The 16,993-nt window shown below is 68.9% G+C and carries 19 protein-coding genes; 6 read left to right on the top strand and 13 right to left on the bottom strand.

Annotated elements, in window-relative coordinates; all coding sequences use genetic code 11:
* The first annotated feature begins 41 nt into the window (after positions 1-41).
* Positions 42-404 carry a hypothetical protein gene (locus AC1DYP_RS07390; protein WP_477045793.1) on the top strand — a complete coding sequence of 121 codons (363 nt, stop codon included), beginning with the start codon at positions 42-44 and terminating at the stop codon, positions 402-404.
* Positions 405-423: 19 nt separating this feature from the next.
* On the opposite strand, the gene AC1DYP_RS07385 is transcribed toward AC1DYP_RS07390, so the two are convergent.
* Positions 424-855: an HIT family protein gene (locus AC1DYP_RS07385; protein ID WP_477045792.1), complete on the bottom strand. Its 432-nt coding sequence runs from the start codon at positions 853-855 to the stop codon at positions 424-426.
* Between the two features lie 54 nt (positions 856-909).
* Here AC1DYP_RS07385 and AC1DYP_RS07380 point away from each other — a divergent pair, with 54 nt between their 5' ends.
* From AC1DYP_RS07380 to AC1DYP_RS07370, 3 genes are read left to right on the top strand one after another with little or no spacing between them, the layout of a single operon-like run.
* Complete coding sequence (locus AC1DYP_RS07380) at positions 910-1,989, top strand: alpha/beta fold hydrolase (RefSeq protein WP_477045791.1); 1,080 nt, start codon at positions 910-912, stop codon at positions 1,987-1,989.
* Positions 1,986-2,558: a DUF4287 domain-containing protein gene (locus tag AC1DYP_RS07375; protein ID WP_477045790.1), complete on the top strand. Its 573-nt coding sequence runs from the start codon at positions 1,986-1,988 to the stop codon at positions 2,556-2,558. Before AC1DYP_RS07380 ends, AC1DYP_RS07375 begins: the two co-directional genes overlap by 4 nt.
* Before the next feature lie 59 nt (positions 2,559-2,617).
* Positions 2,618-3,103 carry a pyridoxamine 5'-phosphate oxidase family protein gene (locus AC1DYP_RS07370; RefSeq protein WP_477045789.1) on the top strand — a complete coding sequence of 162 codons (486 nt, stop codon included), beginning with the start codon at positions 2,618-2,620 and terminating at the stop codon, positions 3,101-3,103.
* Here AC1DYP_RS07370 and AC1DYP_RS07365 read toward each other — a convergent pair.
* From AC1DYP_RS07365 to AC1DYP_RS07350, 4 genes are all read right to left on the bottom strand, one after another.
* Positions 3,100-4,260, bottom strand: a complete 1,161-nt coding sequence (locus AC1DYP_RS07365) for a GNAT family N-acetyltransferase (RefSeq protein ID WP_477045788.1) — start codon at positions 4,258-4,260, stop codon at positions 3,100-3,102. The two genes, AC1DYP_RS07370 and AC1DYP_RS07365, sit on opposite strands and share 4 nt — an antisense overlap.
* Positions 4,257-5,030 carry a glycerophosphodiester phosphodiesterase gene (locus AC1DYP_RS07360; protein WP_477045787.1) on the bottom strand — a complete coding sequence of 258 codons (774 nt, stop codon included), beginning with the start codon at positions 5,028-5,030 and terminating at the stop codon, positions 4,257-4,259. Before AC1DYP_RS07360 ends, AC1DYP_RS07365 begins: the two co-directional genes overlap by 4 nt.
* Positions 5,030-5,488: a RidA family protein gene (locus AC1DYP_RS07355; protein WP_477045786.1), complete on the bottom strand. Its 459-nt coding sequence runs from the start codon at positions 5,486-5,488 to the stop codon at positions 5,030-5,032. Before AC1DYP_RS07355 ends, AC1DYP_RS07360 begins: the two co-directional genes overlap by 1 nt.
* Before the next feature lie 121 nt (positions 5,489-5,609).
* Positions 5,610-6,044: a phasin family protein gene (locus tag AC1DYP_RS07350; RefSeq protein ID WP_477045785.1), complete on the bottom strand. Its 435-nt coding sequence runs from the start codon at positions 6,042-6,044 to the stop codon at positions 5,610-5,612.
* A gap of 315 nt (positions 6,045-6,359) precedes the next feature.
* Here AC1DYP_RS07350 and AC1DYP_RS07345 point away from each other — a divergent pair, with 315 nt between their 5' ends.
* On the top strand, positions 6,360-7,667 hold the full coding sequence (locus AC1DYP_RS07345; protein WP_477045784.1) for a serine hydrolase: 1,308 nt from the start codon (positions 6,360-6,362) through the stop codon (positions 7,665-7,667).
* A gap of 6 nt (positions 7,668-7,673) precedes the next feature.
* Here the strand turns inward: AC1DYP_RS07345 and AC1DYP_RS07340 are convergent, their stop codons facing one another.
* Both AC1DYP_RS07340 and mipZ read right to left on the bottom strand, forming a co-directional pair.
* On the bottom strand, positions 7,674-8,099 hold the full coding sequence (locus AC1DYP_RS07340) for a J domain-containing protein (RefSeq protein ID WP_477045824.1): 426 nt from the start codon (positions 8,097-8,099) through the stop codon (positions 7,674-7,676).
* A 47-nt stretch (positions 8,100-8,146) separates the two neighbouring features.
* Positions 8,147-8,983, bottom strand: a complete 837-nt coding sequence (gene mipZ / locus AC1DYP_RS07335; protein ID WP_477033493.1) for a division plane-positioning ATPase MipZ — start codon at positions 8,981-8,983, stop codon at positions 8,147-8,149.
* A 181-nt stretch (positions 8,984-9,164) separates the two neighbouring features.
* Here mipZ and panC point away from each other — a divergent pair, with 181 nt between their 5' ends.
* Positions 9,165-10,016 carry a pantoate--beta-alanine ligase gene (gene panC / locus AC1DYP_RS07330; RefSeq protein WP_477045783.1) on the top strand — a complete coding sequence of 284 codons (852 nt, stop codon included), beginning with the start codon at positions 9,165-9,167 and terminating at the stop codon, positions 10,014-10,016.
* A gap of 155 nt (positions 10,017-10,171) precedes the next feature.
* On the opposite strand, the gene AC1DYP_RS07325 is transcribed toward panC, so the two are convergent.
* The 6 genes from AC1DYP_RS07325 to AC1DYP_RS07300 all read right to left on the bottom strand — a co-directional run bounded on the left by AC1DYP_RS07325 (position 10,172) and on the right by AC1DYP_RS07300 (position 16,943).
* Positions 10,172-10,573, bottom strand: coding sequence for a DUF1489 family protein (locus tag AC1DYP_RS07325; RefSeq protein ID WP_477045782.1), 402 nt, complete (start codon positions 10,571-10,573; stop codon positions 10,172-10,174).
* Between the two features lie 63 nt (positions 10,574-10,636).
* Complete coding sequence (locus tag AC1DYP_RS07320; protein ID WP_477045781.1) at positions 10,637-10,981, bottom strand: hypothetical protein; 345 nt, start codon at positions 10,979-10,981, stop codon at positions 10,637-10,639.
* Between the two features lie 151 nt (positions 10,982-11,132).
* Entirely contained in the window at positions 11,133-13,094 is a 1,962-nt protein-coding gene (locus AC1DYP_RS07315) for an acetyl/propionyl/methylcrotonyl-CoA carboxylase subunit alpha (RefSeq protein ID WP_477045780.1), read from the bottom strand.
* Between the two features lie 10 nt (positions 13,095-13,104).
* Positions 13,105-14,460, bottom strand: coding sequence for a DUF3667 domain-containing protein (locus AC1DYP_RS07310; RefSeq protein WP_477045779.1), 1,356 nt, complete (start codon positions 14,458-14,460; stop codon positions 13,105-13,107).
* A gap of 18 nt (positions 14,461-14,478) precedes the next feature.
* Positions 14,479-15,318, bottom strand: coding sequence for an enoyl-CoA hydratase-related protein (locus AC1DYP_RS07305; RefSeq protein WP_477033488.1), 840 nt, complete (start codon positions 15,316-15,318; stop codon positions 14,479-14,481).
* A gap of 17 nt (positions 15,319-15,335) precedes the next feature.
* Positions 15,336-16,943: a carboxyl transferase domain-containing protein gene (locus tag AC1DYP_RS07300; protein WP_477045778.1), complete on the bottom strand. Its 1,608-nt coding sequence runs from the start codon at positions 16,941-16,943 to the stop codon at positions 15,336-15,338.
* Positions 16,944-16,993 lie beyond the last annotated feature (50 nt).

The following is a 16,993-nucleotide window of genomic DNA, read 5'->3' as shown; positions in this document are numbered from 1 at the left end:
CACGACTGGACAAAACAGGAACACGCGATAAGGTTGATCGCATGAACGTCGCCTTCGACACGCTCAGCGCCACCAAACGCCTCCGCGACGCGGGGCTGGAAGAGCGTGCGGCGGAAGCGATCGTGGAACTGGTGCAGTCAACGGCGCAGTTCCCGGATATCAGCGGCCTGGCCACGAAGGCCGAGACCGCCACGAAAGCTGACACGGCGACGAAGGCCGACCTCGCCGAGTTGGCCCATGCGACCAAAATGGATATCCAGGCTCTGAAGGCGGACCTGGCCATAACCAAGACCCAGATCCTGGTCGAACTGAACGACAAGCTCCGCTTTCAGAGCTTCGCCCTGATGGGCGGCGTGACGGCCGTCGTCGGCCTGGCTACCGCGATCATCAAGCTGGGCTCCTAGCCGCCCGCGGCGGAGCGCGTCACAGCGCCGCCGAGATCTTTTCCGCCAGAACCTTCAGCTCCTCGACATCGGCCATGCCTTCGCCGTGCCGTCCCAGCGCCTCGCCCTCATAGCGGGGGATGACGTGGAAGTGCAGGTGGAAGATCGTCTGGCCGGCCGGGGCGCCGTTGAACTGGGTCACCACCACGCCGTCGGGCTTCAGGGCCGTGGTCACGGCCTGGGTGATCTTCTGCACGGCCCCGATCAACCGGCCCAGGGTCTTGGTCTCGGCCTCCAGCAGGTTGCGGGCCTGGCTGGTCTTGGAGACCACCAGCACGTGGCCGCGCGACTGCGGGAACACGTCCATGAAGGCCAGGACCTGGTCGTCCTCGAACACCTTCACGGCCGGGATTTCGCCGCGGATGATCTTGGCGAAGATGTTGTCGGCGTCGTAGCTTCCGTGAAGGCTCATGATCGTCTCCGGCGTGATCGAAACCGTACCTAGCAAACCGGGAGGGGCGCGCAAATGACCACGAGCCCGACGCGGCGGGACTTGCTGGCGGCCGCGACCGCCGTCGGCCTTGCCCAACCGGCCCTGGCCGCCCCCAAAACCCTGCATCGCGAAGAGCTGTTCACCACCGCCGACGACGGCGTCCGCCTGCATGTGCGCGAGGTGCGGCCGGCCTCCGCGCGGGGCGCGCCGCTGATCCTGCTGCACGGGGCTCGCGCCCCGGGCGCCGCCTCGTTCGACCTGCCGGTCGCCGGCGGCTCGCTGGCCGGCGACCTGGCCCAGCGCCTGAACCGCCGCGTCTATGTAATGGACGCCCGAGGCTATGGCGGCTCGCAGCGCCCCGCGGCCATGGACCGGCCGCCGGAGGAGAGCCGCCCGCTGTCGCGCGCCTTCGAGGTGGTCCGCGACGTCGACGCCGTCCGCAAACTGGCCGCCCAGCGGACCGGAAGCCGGCAGGTCGGCCTGATCGGCTGGGCCACGGGCGGGATGTGGGCGGGCTTCTACGCGTCGCTGCGGCCCGAAGCCGTCGCCGGCCTGGCGACGATCAACGCGCTCTACGGCGGCTCGGACGTCCACGCGATGCTGGGCCCCGGCTCGGCGGTCGCCCAGCCCGGCCAGCCCCGGCGCTTCGATCCGGCGACCGGCGGCTACGCGCTGTATCCCGCCGCCTCGCTGATCGGGGTCTGGGAGCGCAACATTCCGGTCGAGAACAAGGACGCCTGGCGCGATCCCGCCGTCGCCCAGGCCCTGGCGTCGGCCGTGCTGGCCAGCGATCCCGACAGCCGCCGGCACGACCCGCCCCGGTTCCGCGCGCCGCTGGGCGCGCTGGAGGACAGTTTCCACCAAGCCTGCGGGCGGCGGCTGTACGACGCCGGATCGATCACCGCGCCGGTCCTGCTGGTGCGCTCGGAGCACGATTTCTGGAGCCGGCAGGCCGATCTCGACGCCTTCACGGCCGATGCGGGCCGCTCACCATCGGTGAAGACGGCGACGTTGGCCGGGGCCGGCCACTTCGTCCATCTGGACCGCCCCGACCGCGGCCGCGACCGGCTGCTGGCCGAGCTGGTCGATCACTTCGCAGGCCTCCGCGCATGACCGAGCATCTTACCGAACGCCAGAAGAAGTGGTTCGCCTCGGTCCAGGAGGGCCTCGAGCGCGAGACCGGCAAGAGCCTGGAGGAGTGGGTCGCGATCGCCAGGAGCTGCCCCGAGACCAAGCCCCGCGCCCAGCTCGGCTGGCTCAAGGCGAACCACGGCCTGGGCCAGAACCGCGCCAGCTATGTGCTGTCGGCGGCCTTCCCGTCCGAGCGCATGACCTGGGACCAGCCCGACGAGGCGCGCGCGGCCCTGTGGACCGACCCGGCCTCGAAGGCGATCCTCGAAGCCCTGGAGGCGGCCGTCGCCGACTTCGACGGCCTGGTCACCGGCCAGCGCAAGACCTACAGCGCCTGGTCCCGCGAATTCCAGTTCGCCGCCGCCAAGCCGGTCAAGGGCGGGACGGCGGTGCTGGGGTTGGCGGTGGGGCCCGACGCTTCCCCTCGCCTGCTGGAGCCGAGGAACGAAAGCTGGTCCGAGCGCCTGAAGGCCAAGCTGCCGCTGGCCTCGCCGACCGATGTGGACGACGAGGTTCGGGCCTTGCTGAAGGCCGCCTTCCAGCGATCCTGACGCCGCGCGGAACGCTCGGCCGCCCCCTTCGTTGGCTTAGGCCCAACGGAGGAAGACGCATGTCCAAGGAAGCCGAGCTCGCCGCCAAGTTCTGGAAGTCCCTGAAGTCCGATCGCACGGCCATGGTCGGGTTGGTCGGCGTCGAGGGCGGCCGCGCCCAGCCGCTGACGGCCCTGATCGAGGACGACGACGGCGGCCCGATCTGGTTCTTCACCTCGTCCGAAAGCGATCTGGTGGCGGAGCTGACCAGCCAGAAGGATGCCGTCCTGCACTTCGCCTCCAAGGGCCACGACCTGTTCGCCTCGGTCGAGGGCGATCTGGTCGTCGACACCGATCGCGCCACGATCGATCGCCTGTGGAATCCCTTCGTCGCCGCCTGGTTCGAGGGCAAGGACGATCCCAAGATCCGCCTGCTGCGCTTCGACGCCGGCGACGCCCAGATCTGGCTCAACGAGAACAGCCTGTTCGCGGGCCTGAAGATGCTGCTCGGGCGCGATCCCAAGAAGGACTACAAGGACAAGGTCGCCGAGACCAAGCTGGGCTAACGCTCCTCGCGAAACGGCGAGAACTCGTCGGTCAGCATCGCTATTTCGGCGTCGACCGCCTCGCGCTCGCGCTCCAGATAGCGGGCGACGGGGTCGCGCAGGGCGGGGTCGGCGATCCAGTGGGCCGAATAGACCGGGCTGGGCAGGTAGCCGCGGGCGATCTTGTGTTGCCCCTGGGCTCCGGCCTCGACACGCGGCAGGCCCAGGCGGATGCCGTGCTCGATGGCCTGGTAGTAGCAGAGCTCGAAATGCAGGAACGGCTCGTCCTCGCTGCAGCCCCAGTGGCGGCCGTACAGGCAGTCGTCGCCGATCAGGTTCAGGGCCCCGGCGATCCACGCGCCGCCCGGTCGGCGCGCCAGGATCAGCAGCACCTTGTCGGCCATCCGCTGACCCAGCAGCGAGTAGAACGCCCGGTTCAGATAGGGCCGGCCCCACTTGCGGCCGCCGGTGTCCATGTAGAAACCGAAGAAGGCGTCCCAGTGGTCCTCGGTCAGCTGGTCGCCGGTCAGGGCGACGATCTCAAGCCCGGCCTGGGCGTCGCGGCGCTCGCGGCGGATGGTCTTGCGGCGGTTCGAGGACAGGGCCGCCAGGAAGTCGTCGAAGGTGGCGTAGCGGTGGTTGAACCAGTGGTACTGCTGGTCCTGGCGGCGCAGCATGCCGCGCTCGCCCATCCATTCCCACTGTTCGGCCGTCGGGAAGGTCACGTGCAGCGACGAGGCCTTCAGACGCTCGCACAGGGTCAGGGCCCCGCCCAGCAGGGCCGAACGACCGTCGTCGACATCGATGTCCGGTCGCACGATCAGCCGAGGGCCGGTCACAGGCGAGAACGGCGCCGAGCACTGGAGCTTGGGATAGTAGCGCCCTCCCGCCCGCTCGTAGGCGTCGGCCCAGCTGTGGTCGAAGACGTATTCGCCCTGGCTGTGGGACTTCAGGTACAGCGGCATGACCGCCGCCACCCCTCCGGCCTCGTCCTCGACCGACAGGTGGTGCGGCGCCCAGCCGGTGCGCTCGGTCGCGCAGCCGCTCTCTTCCAGGGCGTTCAGGAAGTCGTAGCTGACGAACGGGTCGCCCGATGGCCCGGCGCAGGCGTCCCAGGCGTCGCGCCCGATCTCGGCGATGCGGCGGTGAACGCGCACCTCCGCCTTGACGGCTGTCACGCGGCGAAACCCTCGAAGATCAGGTTGTCGCAATGGTCGCGGACGCTTTCCCACTGCTCGGCCGAGCGCACGGTCCAGGCGATGACCGGCATGCCCTTGGCGCGATAGAGATCGGCCCGGGCGCTGGGCAGCATGTCCAGACCCAGGGCCAGGAAGTCCGGCCGGGCGATCTCGACCTGCTCCAGGGCCGCCAGCGACTTGCGGACCTCCGGCGACAGGCGGCGCGCGCCCTCGTCGTCCCAGTTGTAGCTGTCCAGGCCGCGCAGGATCTGCGGCTGGTGCTCGGCGAACCAGGCGTGGGAATAGGGATTGAAGCCGATCACCGCGGTGGGGCCGTTGTGATCCAACAGGATCTCGCTGACCTGCTTCTCCAGCTCGCCCACCTCGCCGAACGGGGTCTTCAGCTCAATATAGACCATGGCCCGATGGCCGATCAGGGTCAGAGCGTCGGCCAGGGTTGGGATGGTCTCGTCCGTGCCCGACAGCTTCAGCTGGATGAGGTCCGCGGCGGTGTGGTCGCGCAGCTTGCCCGCCGCGCCGGTCAGGCGCTCCAGGTGATCGTCGTGGAAGACCACCACGTGATTGTCGGCGGTCAGCTGGACGTCCAGCTCGATCGCGTAGCCGTGGGCGCAGGCGGCCTGGAAGGCGGCCAGGGAGTTCTCGGGCGCGCCGCCCGGCGACCACAGACCCCGATGCGCCACCGCCGGTTCGAACAGGCGCTCCCACGCCTCGCCGAACACCTCGGTTCCGGGCCGGGGCCGCGCGCGCATCAGGCCACCTCGACCACGGCGTCGACCTCGACCGAGAAGCCCAGGGGCAGCTTGTAGACGCCCACGGCCGAGCGCGCATGGCGGCCGGCGTCGCCGAACACCTCGACCATCAGGTCCGAGCAGCCGTTGATGACCTTGGGGATGTCGATGAAGTCCTGGCTGACCTGGACGAAGCCGCCCAGCTTGACCACCCGCTTGACGCGGTCGAGGTCGCCGGTCGCGGCCTTCATCTGGGCCAGCAGGTTGATGCCGCACAGGCGCGCGCCCTGCTGGGCGGTCTCCAGGTCGACGTCCGTGCCGACCGTGCCCTTGAGGCCGCCGTTGGCGTCGATCGAGACCTGGCCGGAGATGTGGATCAGATTTCCCGTCTGGACGAAGGGCACATAGTTGGCGACCGGCGCCACCGGCTGCGGCAGCACGATTCCAAGTTCAGCCAGACGCTGTTCGACCTTCGACATCACACACTCCAAAAACCTGGAAGCATGCTTAGCGCGGCGGGATGACAGGACAAGAAAAAAGGCCTGAACCGTTGCCGGCTCAGGCCTTTAAACTGTTGGGCCCGGTGAGGAGCCCGTCGCCTTAGCGGGCGGCTTGCAGCTTTTCGACGGTGGCCGAAACGCGCTCGTTCAGCGGCTTCACCGAGTCCTTGATCGAGGCCGAGACGATCTCCGAGGCCTTGCTGACCTGGGCGATGTAGGCTTCGAGGGCCGACTTGGCCCAGGCGGTCTGCAGTTCGACGGCTTCCTGGACGCTCTTGGCGCCGGCCAGCGACTTGGCGGCGGCGACCTGGTCTTCGGCGGCCTTCTTCGAATAGGCGAACGTCTGGGCGCCCAGGGCTTCGGCGCCCTTGGTGGCGGCGGTCACCGAGGCGACCACGGCTTCCAGGTTCTTCTTCGAATGGGTGTTGGCTTCGGCCAGAGCGGCCAGAGACTTCTCGACGCCGTCCTTGAACGCTTGGTTCGAGGCGGTGCTGAACTGTTCGACGGTGTTCTTCAGGGTTTCAGCGGCGGCCATGGGGGAGGCTCCTGGCAGAGGGGGCGGGGCATGGCGCCGGACAAGCGGGATCGGGACCATGCGTTGGGACAACACCGGTGTCTCATGTTGCAGTGCAGCAGTCAAGGAATTTGTGCAGCGCACCATAACCTAGCGGAAACGCTTGCTCGCGCGCCAGGAGAGACCGAAGCTTGGCCGCAACGCCTTGAATTTATCCATCTCTGCGGCGAAATCGCTCACCAGTTGTTTACCTTAGAGAAAGGCGGCCAGCCGCATGCTAAGGTCACGCGTGTGGCGGTGCGGAACCGCTCAGTTCAAATGACGGACGCATTTCCCATGTTCGCCAAGCTTACTTCCGTCCGCTCTGTTCTCGCCGCCCTGGGCTTCGCCGGCGCCATGCTCTGCGGCCTGGCCGCGCCGACCCTGGCCGCCGCGCAGATCCCGTATCTGCAGATGAACGCGGCCGAGCCCAAGTACGCGGCGATCGTGATCGACGCCAATTCAGGCGAAATGCTTTACGATAAAAGGGCCGACAGCCCGCGCTATCCGGCTTCGGTCACCAAGGTGATGACGCTGTACCTCACCTTCGAGGCGCTCAGCGAAGGCCGCCTGAAGCTGACCGACCGCGTGCCGATCACGCCGCGCGCCGCCGCCCAGGCCCCGACCAAGCTGGGTCTGCCGGTCGGCGACAGCGTCAGCGTCGACGAAGCCATCCGCGCCATGACCGTCAAATCCGCCAACGACATCGCCGTGGCCATGGCCGAGCGACTCGGCGGCAGCGAGTCGCGGTTCGCCGCCTTGATGACCCTGCGCGGTCAGGAACTGGGCATGCGCAACAGCCGCTTCGTCAATGCCTCGGGCCTGCCCGACAGCCGCCAGATCAGCACCGCCCGCGACCTGGCCATCCTGTCGCGCGCCACGATGCGCGACTTCCCGCAGTACTATTCCTATTTCAGCATCAAGGGCTTCGAGTTCCGCGGCCGCTACATCGCCGGCCACAACCGCCTGCTGACCAACATGCCGGGCTTCGACGGCCTGAAGACCGGCTACACCAACGCCTCGGGCTACAACCTCGCCGGTTCTGCCGTGAAGGATGGTCGTCGCCTGATCGCCGTGGTCCTGGGCGGTTCGTCGACCGCCTGGCGCGACAACAACATGGAAGACCTGCTGACCACCGGCTTCGACGTGCTCAAGCGCCGCTCGCACGGCGAGCGCACCAGCATCGCCGCCAACCTCTACGAAGACGAGCCGACCGGCCCGATCATGCGTCCCTCGACGGAGGAAGGCGACGGCGACCAGGCCGGCCTGAAGATCGTGCTGACCGACAGCCCCAAGCCCGCCGCCCCCATCAAGGTCTCGCCGACCCTGAAGGCCGCCCAAGCTAAACCCGCGCCGAAGAAGGCCAAGGGCGAATGGGCCGTGCAGGTCGGGGCGTTCAAGTCCAAGGGGCTGGCCAACGAACAGCTGGCGCTGGTCCGCTCGCGCTTCTCGAAGTTCGTGGCCAACGCCGAGGGCGCGGTCGAAGGCGCCGCCAGCAGCACCTTCCGCGCCCAGTTCCAGGGCATGACGGCCGAGGCCGCCCGTGGCGCTTGCCAGGCGATCACCGCCAAGCGCCAGCCCTGCATGGTCCTGGCCCCGAACTAGGTCGCCCTACTTTCCGTCCAGCAACCGGTCCCGCGCGGCGTTGAGCTGCGCGGCCAGGCCCGCGGTGCCGCCCTTGTCGGGATGGGCCATGCGGATCAGCCGCGAATAGGCCGCCTGGATCTCCGCCTTCGACGCCTGCGGCCCCACCCCCAGGATCGCCCGCGCTTCCGTGAGGCTCGGCCCGCCCTCGGTCTTCCTGGCCTTGCTGACCGTCGGCCGCTGGCGCGCGGTCGTGGCGCTCCAGGCGCCGATCACCAGCAGGACGATCGAGACCGGCCACTCGCTGCGCACGCCGGCATAGGCCGCGCCGGCGAAGGCCATCAGCGCCGTGATCCCCGCGCCGATCCGCCAGCCGTCGCCCTTCAGGATGCGCGTGGCGCGCCCCGACAGGACGAACAGCAGGATCGCGCCGCCGAGCAGCAGGTAGAAGATCATACGGCGTCAGTCCCCGACTGCCGCGCCAAAGACCCGAGTTGGGGCTACTGGGCTGCGAGCAGAGTTTCCCCGGAATAGGCCGAAAGGCCAAGGGAATGCATCAGCGCCCGCAACTCCTGGCGCGCGGCCAGATGCTGCAGCGACACCGGCACCGGCCGCACCTGGGGCGACAGGTCGGCGATGGTCAGGCCGAACGGGAACAGCTCGCGATAGATCACGCGGTCGCGCAGGCCGGGGCCCATGCGGAAACCGACCCGTTTGGACAGGGCCGTCAGGCGGTCCTCGACGCGCTTGCGGTTGCGGGCTTCGGTGGTGGCCAGGCGGTTGCGCAGCACCACCCAGTCCAGGGCCTGGCGCTGGCCCGACAGGGCGCGGGCCTTGCGGGCTTCCCAGACGGTCAGCGAGTAGAGGCTGGGCTTCTGCAGCTCCATGGTCACCGGATCGACGTGGCCCAGCATGTCGAAGTCGACGAAGCTGTCGTTCATCGGCGTGACGATCAGGTCGGCCAGGCCATGGGCCATGCGCGAGATCGCGGTGTCGCCGCCGGGGGTGTCGATCAGGATGAAGTCGGCGGCCTCGCGCGCGGCGACGAAGGCGGCCTCGAACTTGGCCACCTGGTCGGCTTCCGGCGCGGCGGCCAGGGCGATGTCGTCCTCGCTGAGCCGGAACTGCAGCGGCTGGGGCAAGGTCACGCCGTTGCCGGCGACCCAGGCCGCGCGGTTCTCGAAGAACCGCATCGAGGTGCATTGGCGCAGGTCGAGATCCAGCAGCGCCACCTTGGCGCCGCCGTACAGCAGCGCGGTGGCGAGGTGAACGGCGATGGTGGACTTGCCCGCCCCGCCCTTCTCGTTGCCGACGACGATGACACGCGTTTCGGCCATGCCTTCTTTCCTTCTTTTCGCCCGACTCGGCGACTCTCAATGAAAGATTAACACGCAGGAGACGCCCTGAGAGGGCGCGACGTCAATCGAAGGCCCCCTTCCCTGTGGACCCATTGTCGCAGGTGGACGCCCAAGCCCGCGTCGGTCATAAGCCAACGCCTGTTCGAGACAGGAGTTGGCCGTGGCCCCGAAGATCGTCCGCACCGTCGCCGAGTTGCGCGCCCAGGTCGCCGCCTGGAAGGCCGCCGGCGAGCGCGTGGCGCTGATCCCGACCATGGGCGCCCTGCACGAGGGCCATCTGTCGCTGATCGAACTGGGCCAGACCCGCGCCCGGCGCACGGTGGCCAGCGTCTTCGTCAACCCCAAGCAGTTCGCCCCGCACGAGGACTTCGACTCCTATCCGCGCGGCGAGGCCCGCGACGCCGAACTGCTGGCCGGCGTCGGCTGCGACCTGATGTTCGCGCCCAAGGTCGACGAGATGTACGCCCCCGGCTTTTCGACCACCGTCAACCTGACCGGCGTCTCCGAACCGCTGGAGGGCGCGGCCCGGCCGCAGTTCTTCGGCGGCGTGGCCACCGTGGTGACCAAGCTGCTGCTGCAGTCCCAGGCCGACATCGCGATCTTCGGCGAGAAGGACTACCAGCAGCTCCAGGTCATCAAGCGGGTGGTCAAGGACCTGGACATCCCGGTGCAGATCGTCGGCGCGCCCACCGCCCGGGCCGAGGACGGCCTCGCCCTCTCCTCGCGCAACGCCTATCTCAGCCCCGAGGAACGCGCCGCCGCGGTGGCCTTGCCCAGTGCGATGAAAGCGGCGGCCAAGGCCGTGGCTGAAGGCGGCCGTATCGACGAGGCCGAGGCCGCCGCGAAGGCCGCCCTGACCACCGCCGGCTTCCGCCAGGTGGACTATGTCGACATCCGCGAGGCCGGCGACCTGTCGCGCCTGGGTCCCGGCCCGATCGGCGACGCGCACGGCCGCATCCTGGTGGCGGCGTGGCTGGGCAAGACCCGGCTGATCGACAACATGGCGGTCTAACTCAAACCCTTTGAACCCGTTCATCTCGGCGAATGCCGGGACCCAGATGGAATGGCGGTGTGGCGGGGTCCAAGAACTCAGCGCCAGACCAATCAGGCTCCCCGCTATGGGATCTGGGTCCCGGCATTCGCCGGGATGAGCGGACTATGGGGTGATCACCACGCCCCCAATTCGCGCAGCTGGCGCGCCAGATCGGCCGGCATTTCGGCGGCCTCGGACTCGGTCAGGTCCGGCGGAATGTCCTCGTGCTTGAGATACCGCCAGCCCTGGAACGGGCGACGCGGCGTGGGCGCGACGCGAACCAGGTTCGGATCGACCGTCACCTCGCAGCGCGAGGCCTGGCCCTCGCCGACCGTGTCGATCTTCAGGATGGTCTGGCGACAGAGGATCTGGCCCTTCATCACCCGATACAGCGAGCCGCCGTCCAGCACTTCGTCGACGCGCTTGGGCGTCATGCGGGTGTGCATGATCCACGGACGGTCGGCCTCGGCGTGCCAGGCGACCAGTTCCTCGATGTTGTCGCAACCGACGACGAGCTTGATGATGTGCAGAGGCATGGCGGCTAGTTAGGGCCAGCACCGTCCGGAGGGAAGGGCCTGGCGCCTTCGTCGCGCCGATGATCAGGACGTCTTCTCGACCTGGGTCCGGTAGAACGCCGCGAGTTCATCGAGACTGCCGCCCAGCCTCCGGGAAGCGGCGAATTCTCGATCGCAGGCGATCCGCAACTCGATCGCTTCCGCTCCGTTGGCCTTGGTCCAGGCGCCAGGCACGGAAATGGTGCTGATCCGGGCTCCGGACGGCGAATAGCCCGAAGCCTCCTTCAGCAAAAGCTTGCCGGCCTCGCAATCCACCTCCTTGCGAGCGTCCAGGCGAGCATAGTCGCCCAATCGATCGCGCTGGGGCTGGGCGAAGATCGCATGAGAGACCAATTCGCCCCGACCGCTCGGCTCGACGACGATCATCACGTCGCGATTTACCGCCCCCTTGTAGAGTCGAGGGGCGCCGGGACCGCAACCGGCCAGGGCCAAGGCGACCAACGGGAGGAGGAGAAACGGACGCACGGCAAGCTCCACGCAAGATTGCAGGAACAATCGCCGAGCGACCTTGGCGAAAGGTTTACGTCGCAGGCTCCAGCTTCGCCAGCACAACCCCTTCGCTGACCTGGCCGCCGGCGACGGCCGAGAGCTCGGCGACCACGCCGTCGAACGGCGCGGCCAGGGCGTGCTCCATCTTCATGGCCTCCAGGGTCAGCAGGGTCTGGCCCTTGACGACCGTCTGGCCGGCCTCGACGGCCACCGAGACGATCTTGCCCGGCATCGGCGACAGGATCGCGCCGTCCGACGCCGCGACATGGGCCGCGCCGACCTTGGGCGTGAAGTCGAACTCGCGGACGTCGCCGCCTTCGAACACGTACAGCGGGTCGCTTCCGAACGCCGAGGGCAGCACGTCGACGTCGTCCAGCGGCCGGCCGTCCTCGACCGTGATGTCCCACGACCAGTCGTCACCCTTTCCGCCGGCCAAGGCCACGCGCAGCGGCACGGCCTTGCCGTCCACCGACAACGGCAGGTCCATCGCCGCACGGGGGGCGCTCATCCGGAAGCCCAGCAGCCGCGACGGGGCGCTGGCCCAGACGTCGGCCCTGGGCTGGTCGGCCTCCATGAAGACCTCCAGGCGCTGGCCGATCGCCGCCAGGGTCGGGGCGTCGGTGAAGGCGCGGTCGGTCAGCTCCTCCAGCCGCGCCTCGATGAAGCCGGTGTCGATGGCGCCGTCGATGAAGTCGGGATGGCTGGCGCACTTGGCCAGGAAGGCGGCGTTGGTCTTGACCGGATAGACCTCGACCAGGCGGCAAGCCTCGGCCAGGCGCGCGGCGGCGTCCTCGCGGTCGACGCCGTGGGCGATCAGCTTGGCGATCATCGGGTCGTAGAACGGGGTGACCTCGCCGCCCTCCTCCACCGCGCTGTCGACCCGCACGTCGCCTTCCGGCAAGCGGAAGTGGGTCAGCGGACCGGTCGAGGGCAGGAAGCCGGTGGCCGGGTTCTCGGCGTAGAGGCGCGCCTCCATCGCCCAGCCGTCCAGCGTGATCTCGTCCTGCTCCAGCGGCAGGGGCTCGCCGGAGGCGACCAGCAGCTGCCACTCGACCAGGTCCTGGCCGGTGACCATCTCGGTGACCGGGTGCTCGACCTGCAGGCGGGTGTTCATCTCCATGAACCAGATGCGGTCGGCGCGCAGGCCTTCGCTGGCGTCGGCGATGAACTCCACCGTGCCGGCCCCGACATAGCCCACGGCCTGGGCGGCCTTGACCGCCGCCCCGCAGACGGCGGCGCGGGTGGCCTCGTCCATGCCGGGGGCCGGGGCCTCCTCGATGACCTTCTGGTGGCGGCGCTGCAGCGAGCAGTCGCGTTCGAACAGGTGGACGACGTTGCCGTGCGTGTCGCCGAACACCTGCACCTCGATGTGGCGCGGCCGGGTGACGTATTTCTCCAGCAGCACCCGGTCGTCGCCGAAGCTGGCCGACGCCTCGCGCTGGCACGAGGCCAGCATCGCGGCGAAGTCCCCGGCCTTTTCGACCTTGCGCATGCCCTTGCCACCGCCGCCGGCCACGGCCTTGATCAGCACCGGGAAGCCGATCTTGCCGGCTTCAGCGGCCAGACGCTCCACCGACTGGTCCTCGCCCAGATAGCCTGGGGTCGTGGGCACGCCGGCCGCGATCATCACCTTCTTGGCGGCATCCTTCAGGCCCATGGCGCGGATCGCCGAGGGCGGCGGGCCGATCCAGACCAGGCCGGCGTCGATCACCGCCTGGGCGAAGTCGGCGTTCTCGGACAGGAAGCCGTAGCCGGGGTGGATCGCCTCGGCCCCGGTCTGGCGGGCGGCGGCCAGGATCTTCTCGGGGACCAGGTAGCTCTCGCGCGCCGGCGCCGGGCCGATCAGGATGGCGACGTCGGCCTCCATCACGAACGGCGCCTCGGCGTCCGCCTCGGAATAGACCGCGATCGTCCGCACGCCCAACTCACGGGCGGTGCGGATGATCCGACGGGCGATTTCGCCGCGATTGGCGATGAGAACGGAGGCGATCAAACGAAAAATCCTAGATCTGCGCCAGGGCCAGAAGCGCCAGGCCGATGAGCAGGAGCGAGAAGGAGAACACAGTGGCCCACCAGACGATCAGCGTCTTGAGCGTCGCGCCCAGAATGCTGGAGCCGTAGGCGCCCCGAAGCGTCTGGAACAGGTTCACGGGCGTCCAGAGCACCAGGAGCCCGAACCACCAGGGTTTGAGAACGTCAGGCAGGACCAGACCCAGGGCGTTGGTCAGGAAGGCGAACGACAGCAGGTTCATCGCCACCAGCAGGTGGTCGTAGATGAAGAACTTGGGCTTGTTGCGATAGACCAGCGTCAAGGCCAGGCCGACGATCGGCAGCAGCAGCACCGCCATGCGGTGGCCCCAGGTGAACAGCACCAGCACGTAGAATTCGGGGTTCTCGCGGGCCTTGGCGATGCTTTCCTTCAGCCAGCCGCCGCTCCAGCGGATGGCCTTGGACGGATCGTGCCCCGTGGCCGCGGCTTCCTTGAGCGCGGCTTGAGCCTCGGGCGGCATGGCCCCGGTCTCGACGTGGCCGTCGTCGTGGATCGTCACCGCCGGAACCTCGCCGTCCAGCGACAGGCTCCGGATCCGCGCCGCGTCGGCCTTGCGGGCCTCCTCGGGGGTCAGGCCCACGCCTTCGGGCAGCTTGCCGGCGGCGATCTGGCCGGCCTTGGCGACGGCTTCGGCGTAGTCGGCCTGTGCCTTGGCCACCCCTTCCTGATAGTCGGCGCGCGCCTTGGCGGCGCCGCGTTCATAGCGCTCCAGGACCTTGGCCCGGTCCTCGTCGGGGTCCTTCAGCTCCTCGTCGCGATCCTTGGCGGTCTCGGCGAGGATCGCGTCGCGATCCGTCGCCGCTTCGTTCAGGCTGGCGTCGCGGTCCTTGACGGCTTCGGCGCGCAGGCGGACAGCCTCGGCGGCGCGCCCTTGCGGCGTAGCCAGGAGCTCGGCGCGCTTGTGGGCCTCCTCCTCGGCGTGGTGCTGGGCCGAATGGATCGCGTGCTCGGCCGCGAAGATGAACAGCAGCAGGGCCACCAGGAAGGTGCGGAACGGCGGCACGTGCCGAACGATCCGGCCTTCCATGTAGTCCTTGGCCAGGCCGCCCGGTTTCAGGAACAGGGCCGGCAGGGTCAGGGCCAGGCGGCCGTCGAGGTGGAACATCCCCTCGATCGCCTCCCAGATCAGGTGGCCGATCGAGCGATGGTGGGTGTCGGCGTTCTGGCCGCAGGCGTGGCAGTACGGGCCTTCAAGCGTGGTTTCGCAGTTGGCGCACGGCTTTCCGACGCCTTCGAAGGCGTGCTTCCTGCGTCGCTTGAAGAACTCGCTGAACGAGTCCGCCGCCGCTGCTTCCATTTCGCCCGTCATATGGCCCCCTGCTCGACTCTAGATGGTCCAGCCGGGTTTACGGCGTTCGAGGAACGCGCGCACGCCTTCTTGGCCTTCCTCGGAGACACGGCGGCGCGCGATGCGTTTTGCCGTCTCGTCGATCAGGCCGCGGTCGATCTTTTGGCCGACGAAGTCGTTGACCAGGGCCTTGGCGTCGCCGATCGCGCCGGGGGCGCAGACGGCCACCTCCTCGATCAGGGCGTCCTGGGCGGCGACCAGGCCGGCCGCGTCGTCGAACACCTCGTCGACCAGGCCGTAGCTCCAGGCCTGGTCCGCGTCGAACACCCGGCCGGTGGCGAACAGCAGCTTGGCGGTGCGCGGGCCCAGGGCGGCGATCACGTAGGGGCTGATGGTGGCCGGGGTCAGGCCCAGCTTGACCTCGGAGAAGGCGAACTTGGCGTCCGCCGTGGCCAGGGCGTGGTCGCACGCGGCCACGAGGCCCGCCCCGCCGCCGAAGGCCGGGCCTTCGACCAGGGCCACCGTCAGGGCCGGGATGTCGTGCAGGGCCTTGAGCATGTGGGCCAGGCCTAGGGCGTCGTCGCGATTGTCGTCCTCGCTCCAGTCGGCGGCGGCCTTCATCCACTCCAGGTCGGCGCCGGCGCTGAACGCCCCGCCCACCCCGCGCAGGAAGACGATCCGTACGCCCTCGGCGCCGTGCAGGGTCTCGAACGCCTGGTGCAGGGCCGCGATGGTCGCCGCGTCGAAGGCGTTCTTCTTGGCCGGACGGTTGATCCAGACCGTGACGGCGCCGCTGGGCGTGGAGTCCAGGTGGACCAGCGGCGTCATGGCGTCGGTGTCGACGACTTCGACGATGGGATCGGCGATCGGGTTGGTCATGGCTTGCCCTTTTCGGCTTACATCCGGAAGACGCCGAAGGTGGTCTCGGGGATCGGGGCGTTCAGGCTGGCGCTGATCGCCAGGCCAAGCACGTCGCGGGTCTGGGCCGGATCGATGATGCCGTCGTCCCACAGGCGGGCGGTGGCGTGGTAGGGGTCGCCCTCGGCCTCGTAGCGGGCGCGGATCGGGGCCTTGAAGGCTTCCTCGTCCTCGGTCGCCCAGGCCTCGCCCTTGGCCTCCATGCCGTCGCGCTTGATCGTCGACAGCACGCTGGCCGCCTGCTCGCCGCCCATCACGCTGATGCGGCTGTTGGGCCAGGTGAACAGGAAGCGCGGGCTGTAGGCGCGGCCGCACATGCCGTAGTTGCCGGCCCCGAAGCTGCCGCCGATCAGCACCGTGAACTTGGGCACCTCGGCCGAGGCGACCGCCGTGACCAGCTTGGCGCCGTCCTTGGCGATGCCGCCGGCCTCGTACTTGCCGCCGACCATGAAGCCCGAGATGTTCTGCAGGAACACCAGCGGGATCTTGCGCTTGCAGGCCAGCTCGATGAAGTGCGCGCCCTTCACGGCGCTCTCGCTGAACAGTACGCCGTTGTTGGCCAGGATCGCCACCGGCTGGCCCCAGATGCGGGCGAAGCCGCAGACCAGGGTCGTGCCGTACAGCGCCTTGAACTCGTCGAACTCGCTGCCGTCGACGATGCGGGCGATCACCTCGCGCACGTCGTAGGGCGCGCGCACGTCGGTTGGGACGATGCCATACAGCTCGACCGGATCGTGGACCGGCGGCCTGGCGTCGCGGATCTCGGTCTCGACCCGCTTGGTGGTGTTCAGGTTGGCGACGATCGAGCGGACGATCTCCAGCGCGTGCTCGTCGTCGTTGGCCACGTGGTCGACCACGCCGGAACGACGTCCGTGGGTGTCGGCCCCGCCCAGCTCCTCGGCCGAGATCACCTCGCCCGTGGCGGCCTTCACCAGCGGCGGGCCGGCCAGGAAGATGGTGCCCTGGTCGCGGACGATCACCGTCTCGTCGCTCATGGCCGGGACGTAGGCCCCGCCGGCGGTGCACGAGCCCATGACGCAGGCGATCTGGGCGATGCCCGCCGCGCTCATCCGGGCCTGGTTGAAGAAGATGCGGCCGAAGTGGTCGCGGTCGGGGAAGACCTCGGCCTGGTGCGGCAGGTTGGCCCCGCCGCTGTCGACCAGATAGACGCACGGCAGGCGGTTCTGCTGGGCGATCTCCTGGGCGCGCAGGTGCTTCTTCACCGTCATCGGGAAATAGGCGCCGCCCTTCACGGTGGCGTCGTTGGCGACGATCATCACCTCGCGGCCCGAGACCCGACCGATGCCGGTGATCACGCCGGCGCCGGGCGCCTCGCCGTTATAGAGGTCGCAGGCCGCCAGTTGGCCGATCTCCAGGAACGGCGAGCCGGGGTCCAGCAGGCGTTCGACGCGCTGGCGGGGCAGCAGCTTGCCGCGGGCCGCGTGGCGCGTCCGGGCGGTCTCGGGACCACCCAGGGCCGCCTGCGCGACCCTTTCGCGCAGGGTCTCCACGAGGCCGCGGTTGTGCACGGCGTTTTTGGCGAAAGTCTCGCCGTTCTTGTCGATACCCGTGTTCATCTTCGGCATTATCGAGGCATAGCCTTTTCCGTTTCCCACCGAAAGCCGCAGTTTTTGAC

It is taken from the genome of Caulobacter sp. P1_D6 (assembly GCF_056406095.1).
Note: the sequence above shows the minus strand (reverse complement) of the source record. Positions and strands in the feature narration are given on the sequence as shown.

Coding starts and splice junctions, on each gene's coding strand:
- AC1DYP_RS07390 (WP_477045793.1), top strand. CDS start 42: ATGAACGTCGCCTTCGACACGCTCAGCGCCACCAAACGCCTCCGCGAC.
- AC1DYP_RS07385 (WP_477045792.1), bottom strand. CDS start 855: ATGAGCCTTCACGGAAGCTACGACGCCGACAACATCTTCGCCAAGATC.
- AC1DYP_RS07380 (WP_477045791.1), top strand. CDS start 910: ATGACCACGAGCCCGACGCGGCGGGACTTGCTGGCGGCCGCGACCGCC.
- AC1DYP_RS07375 (WP_477045790.1), top strand. CDS start 1,986: ATGACCGAGCATCTTACCGAACGCCAGAAGAAGTGGTTCGCCTCGGTC.
- AC1DYP_RS07370 (WP_477045789.1), top strand. CDS start 2,618: ATGTCCAAGGAAGCCGAGCTCGCCGCCAAGTTCTGGAAGTCCCTGAAG.
- AC1DYP_RS07360 (WP_477045787.1), bottom strand. CDS start 5,030: ATGCGCGCGCGGCCCCGGCCCGGAACCGAGGTGTTCGGCGAGGCGTGG.
- AC1DYP_RS07355 (WP_477045786.1), bottom strand. CDS start 5,488: ATGTCGAAGGTCGAACAGCGTCTGGCTGAACTTGGAATCGTGCTGCCG.
- AC1DYP_RS07350 (WP_477045785.1), bottom strand. CDS start 6,044: ATGGCCGCCGCTGAAACCCTGAAGAACACCGTCGAACAGTTCAGCACC.
- AC1DYP_RS07345 (WP_477045784.1), top strand. CDS start 6,360: ATGTTCGCCAAGCTTACTTCCGTCCGCTCTGTTCTCGCCGCCCTGGGC.
- mipZ (WP_477033493.1), bottom strand. CDS start 8,983: ATGGCCGAAACGCGTGTCATCGTCGTCGGCAACGAGAAGGGCGGGGCG.
- AC1DYP_RS07325 (WP_477045782.1), bottom strand. CDS start 10,573: ATGCCTCTGCACATCATCAAGCTCGTCGTCGGTTGCGACAACATCGAG.
- AC1DYP_RS07310 (WP_477045779.1), bottom strand. CDS start 14,460: ATGACGGGCGAAATGGAAGCAGCGGCGGCGGACTCGTTCAGCGAGTTC.
- AC1DYP_RS07305 (WP_477033488.1), bottom strand. CDS start 15,318: ATGACCAACCCGATCGCCGATCCCATCGTCGAAGTCGTCGACACCGAC.
- AC1DYP_RS07300 (WP_477045778.1), bottom strand. CDS start 16,943: ATGCCGAAGATGAACACGGGTATCGACAAGAACGGCGAGACTTTCGCC.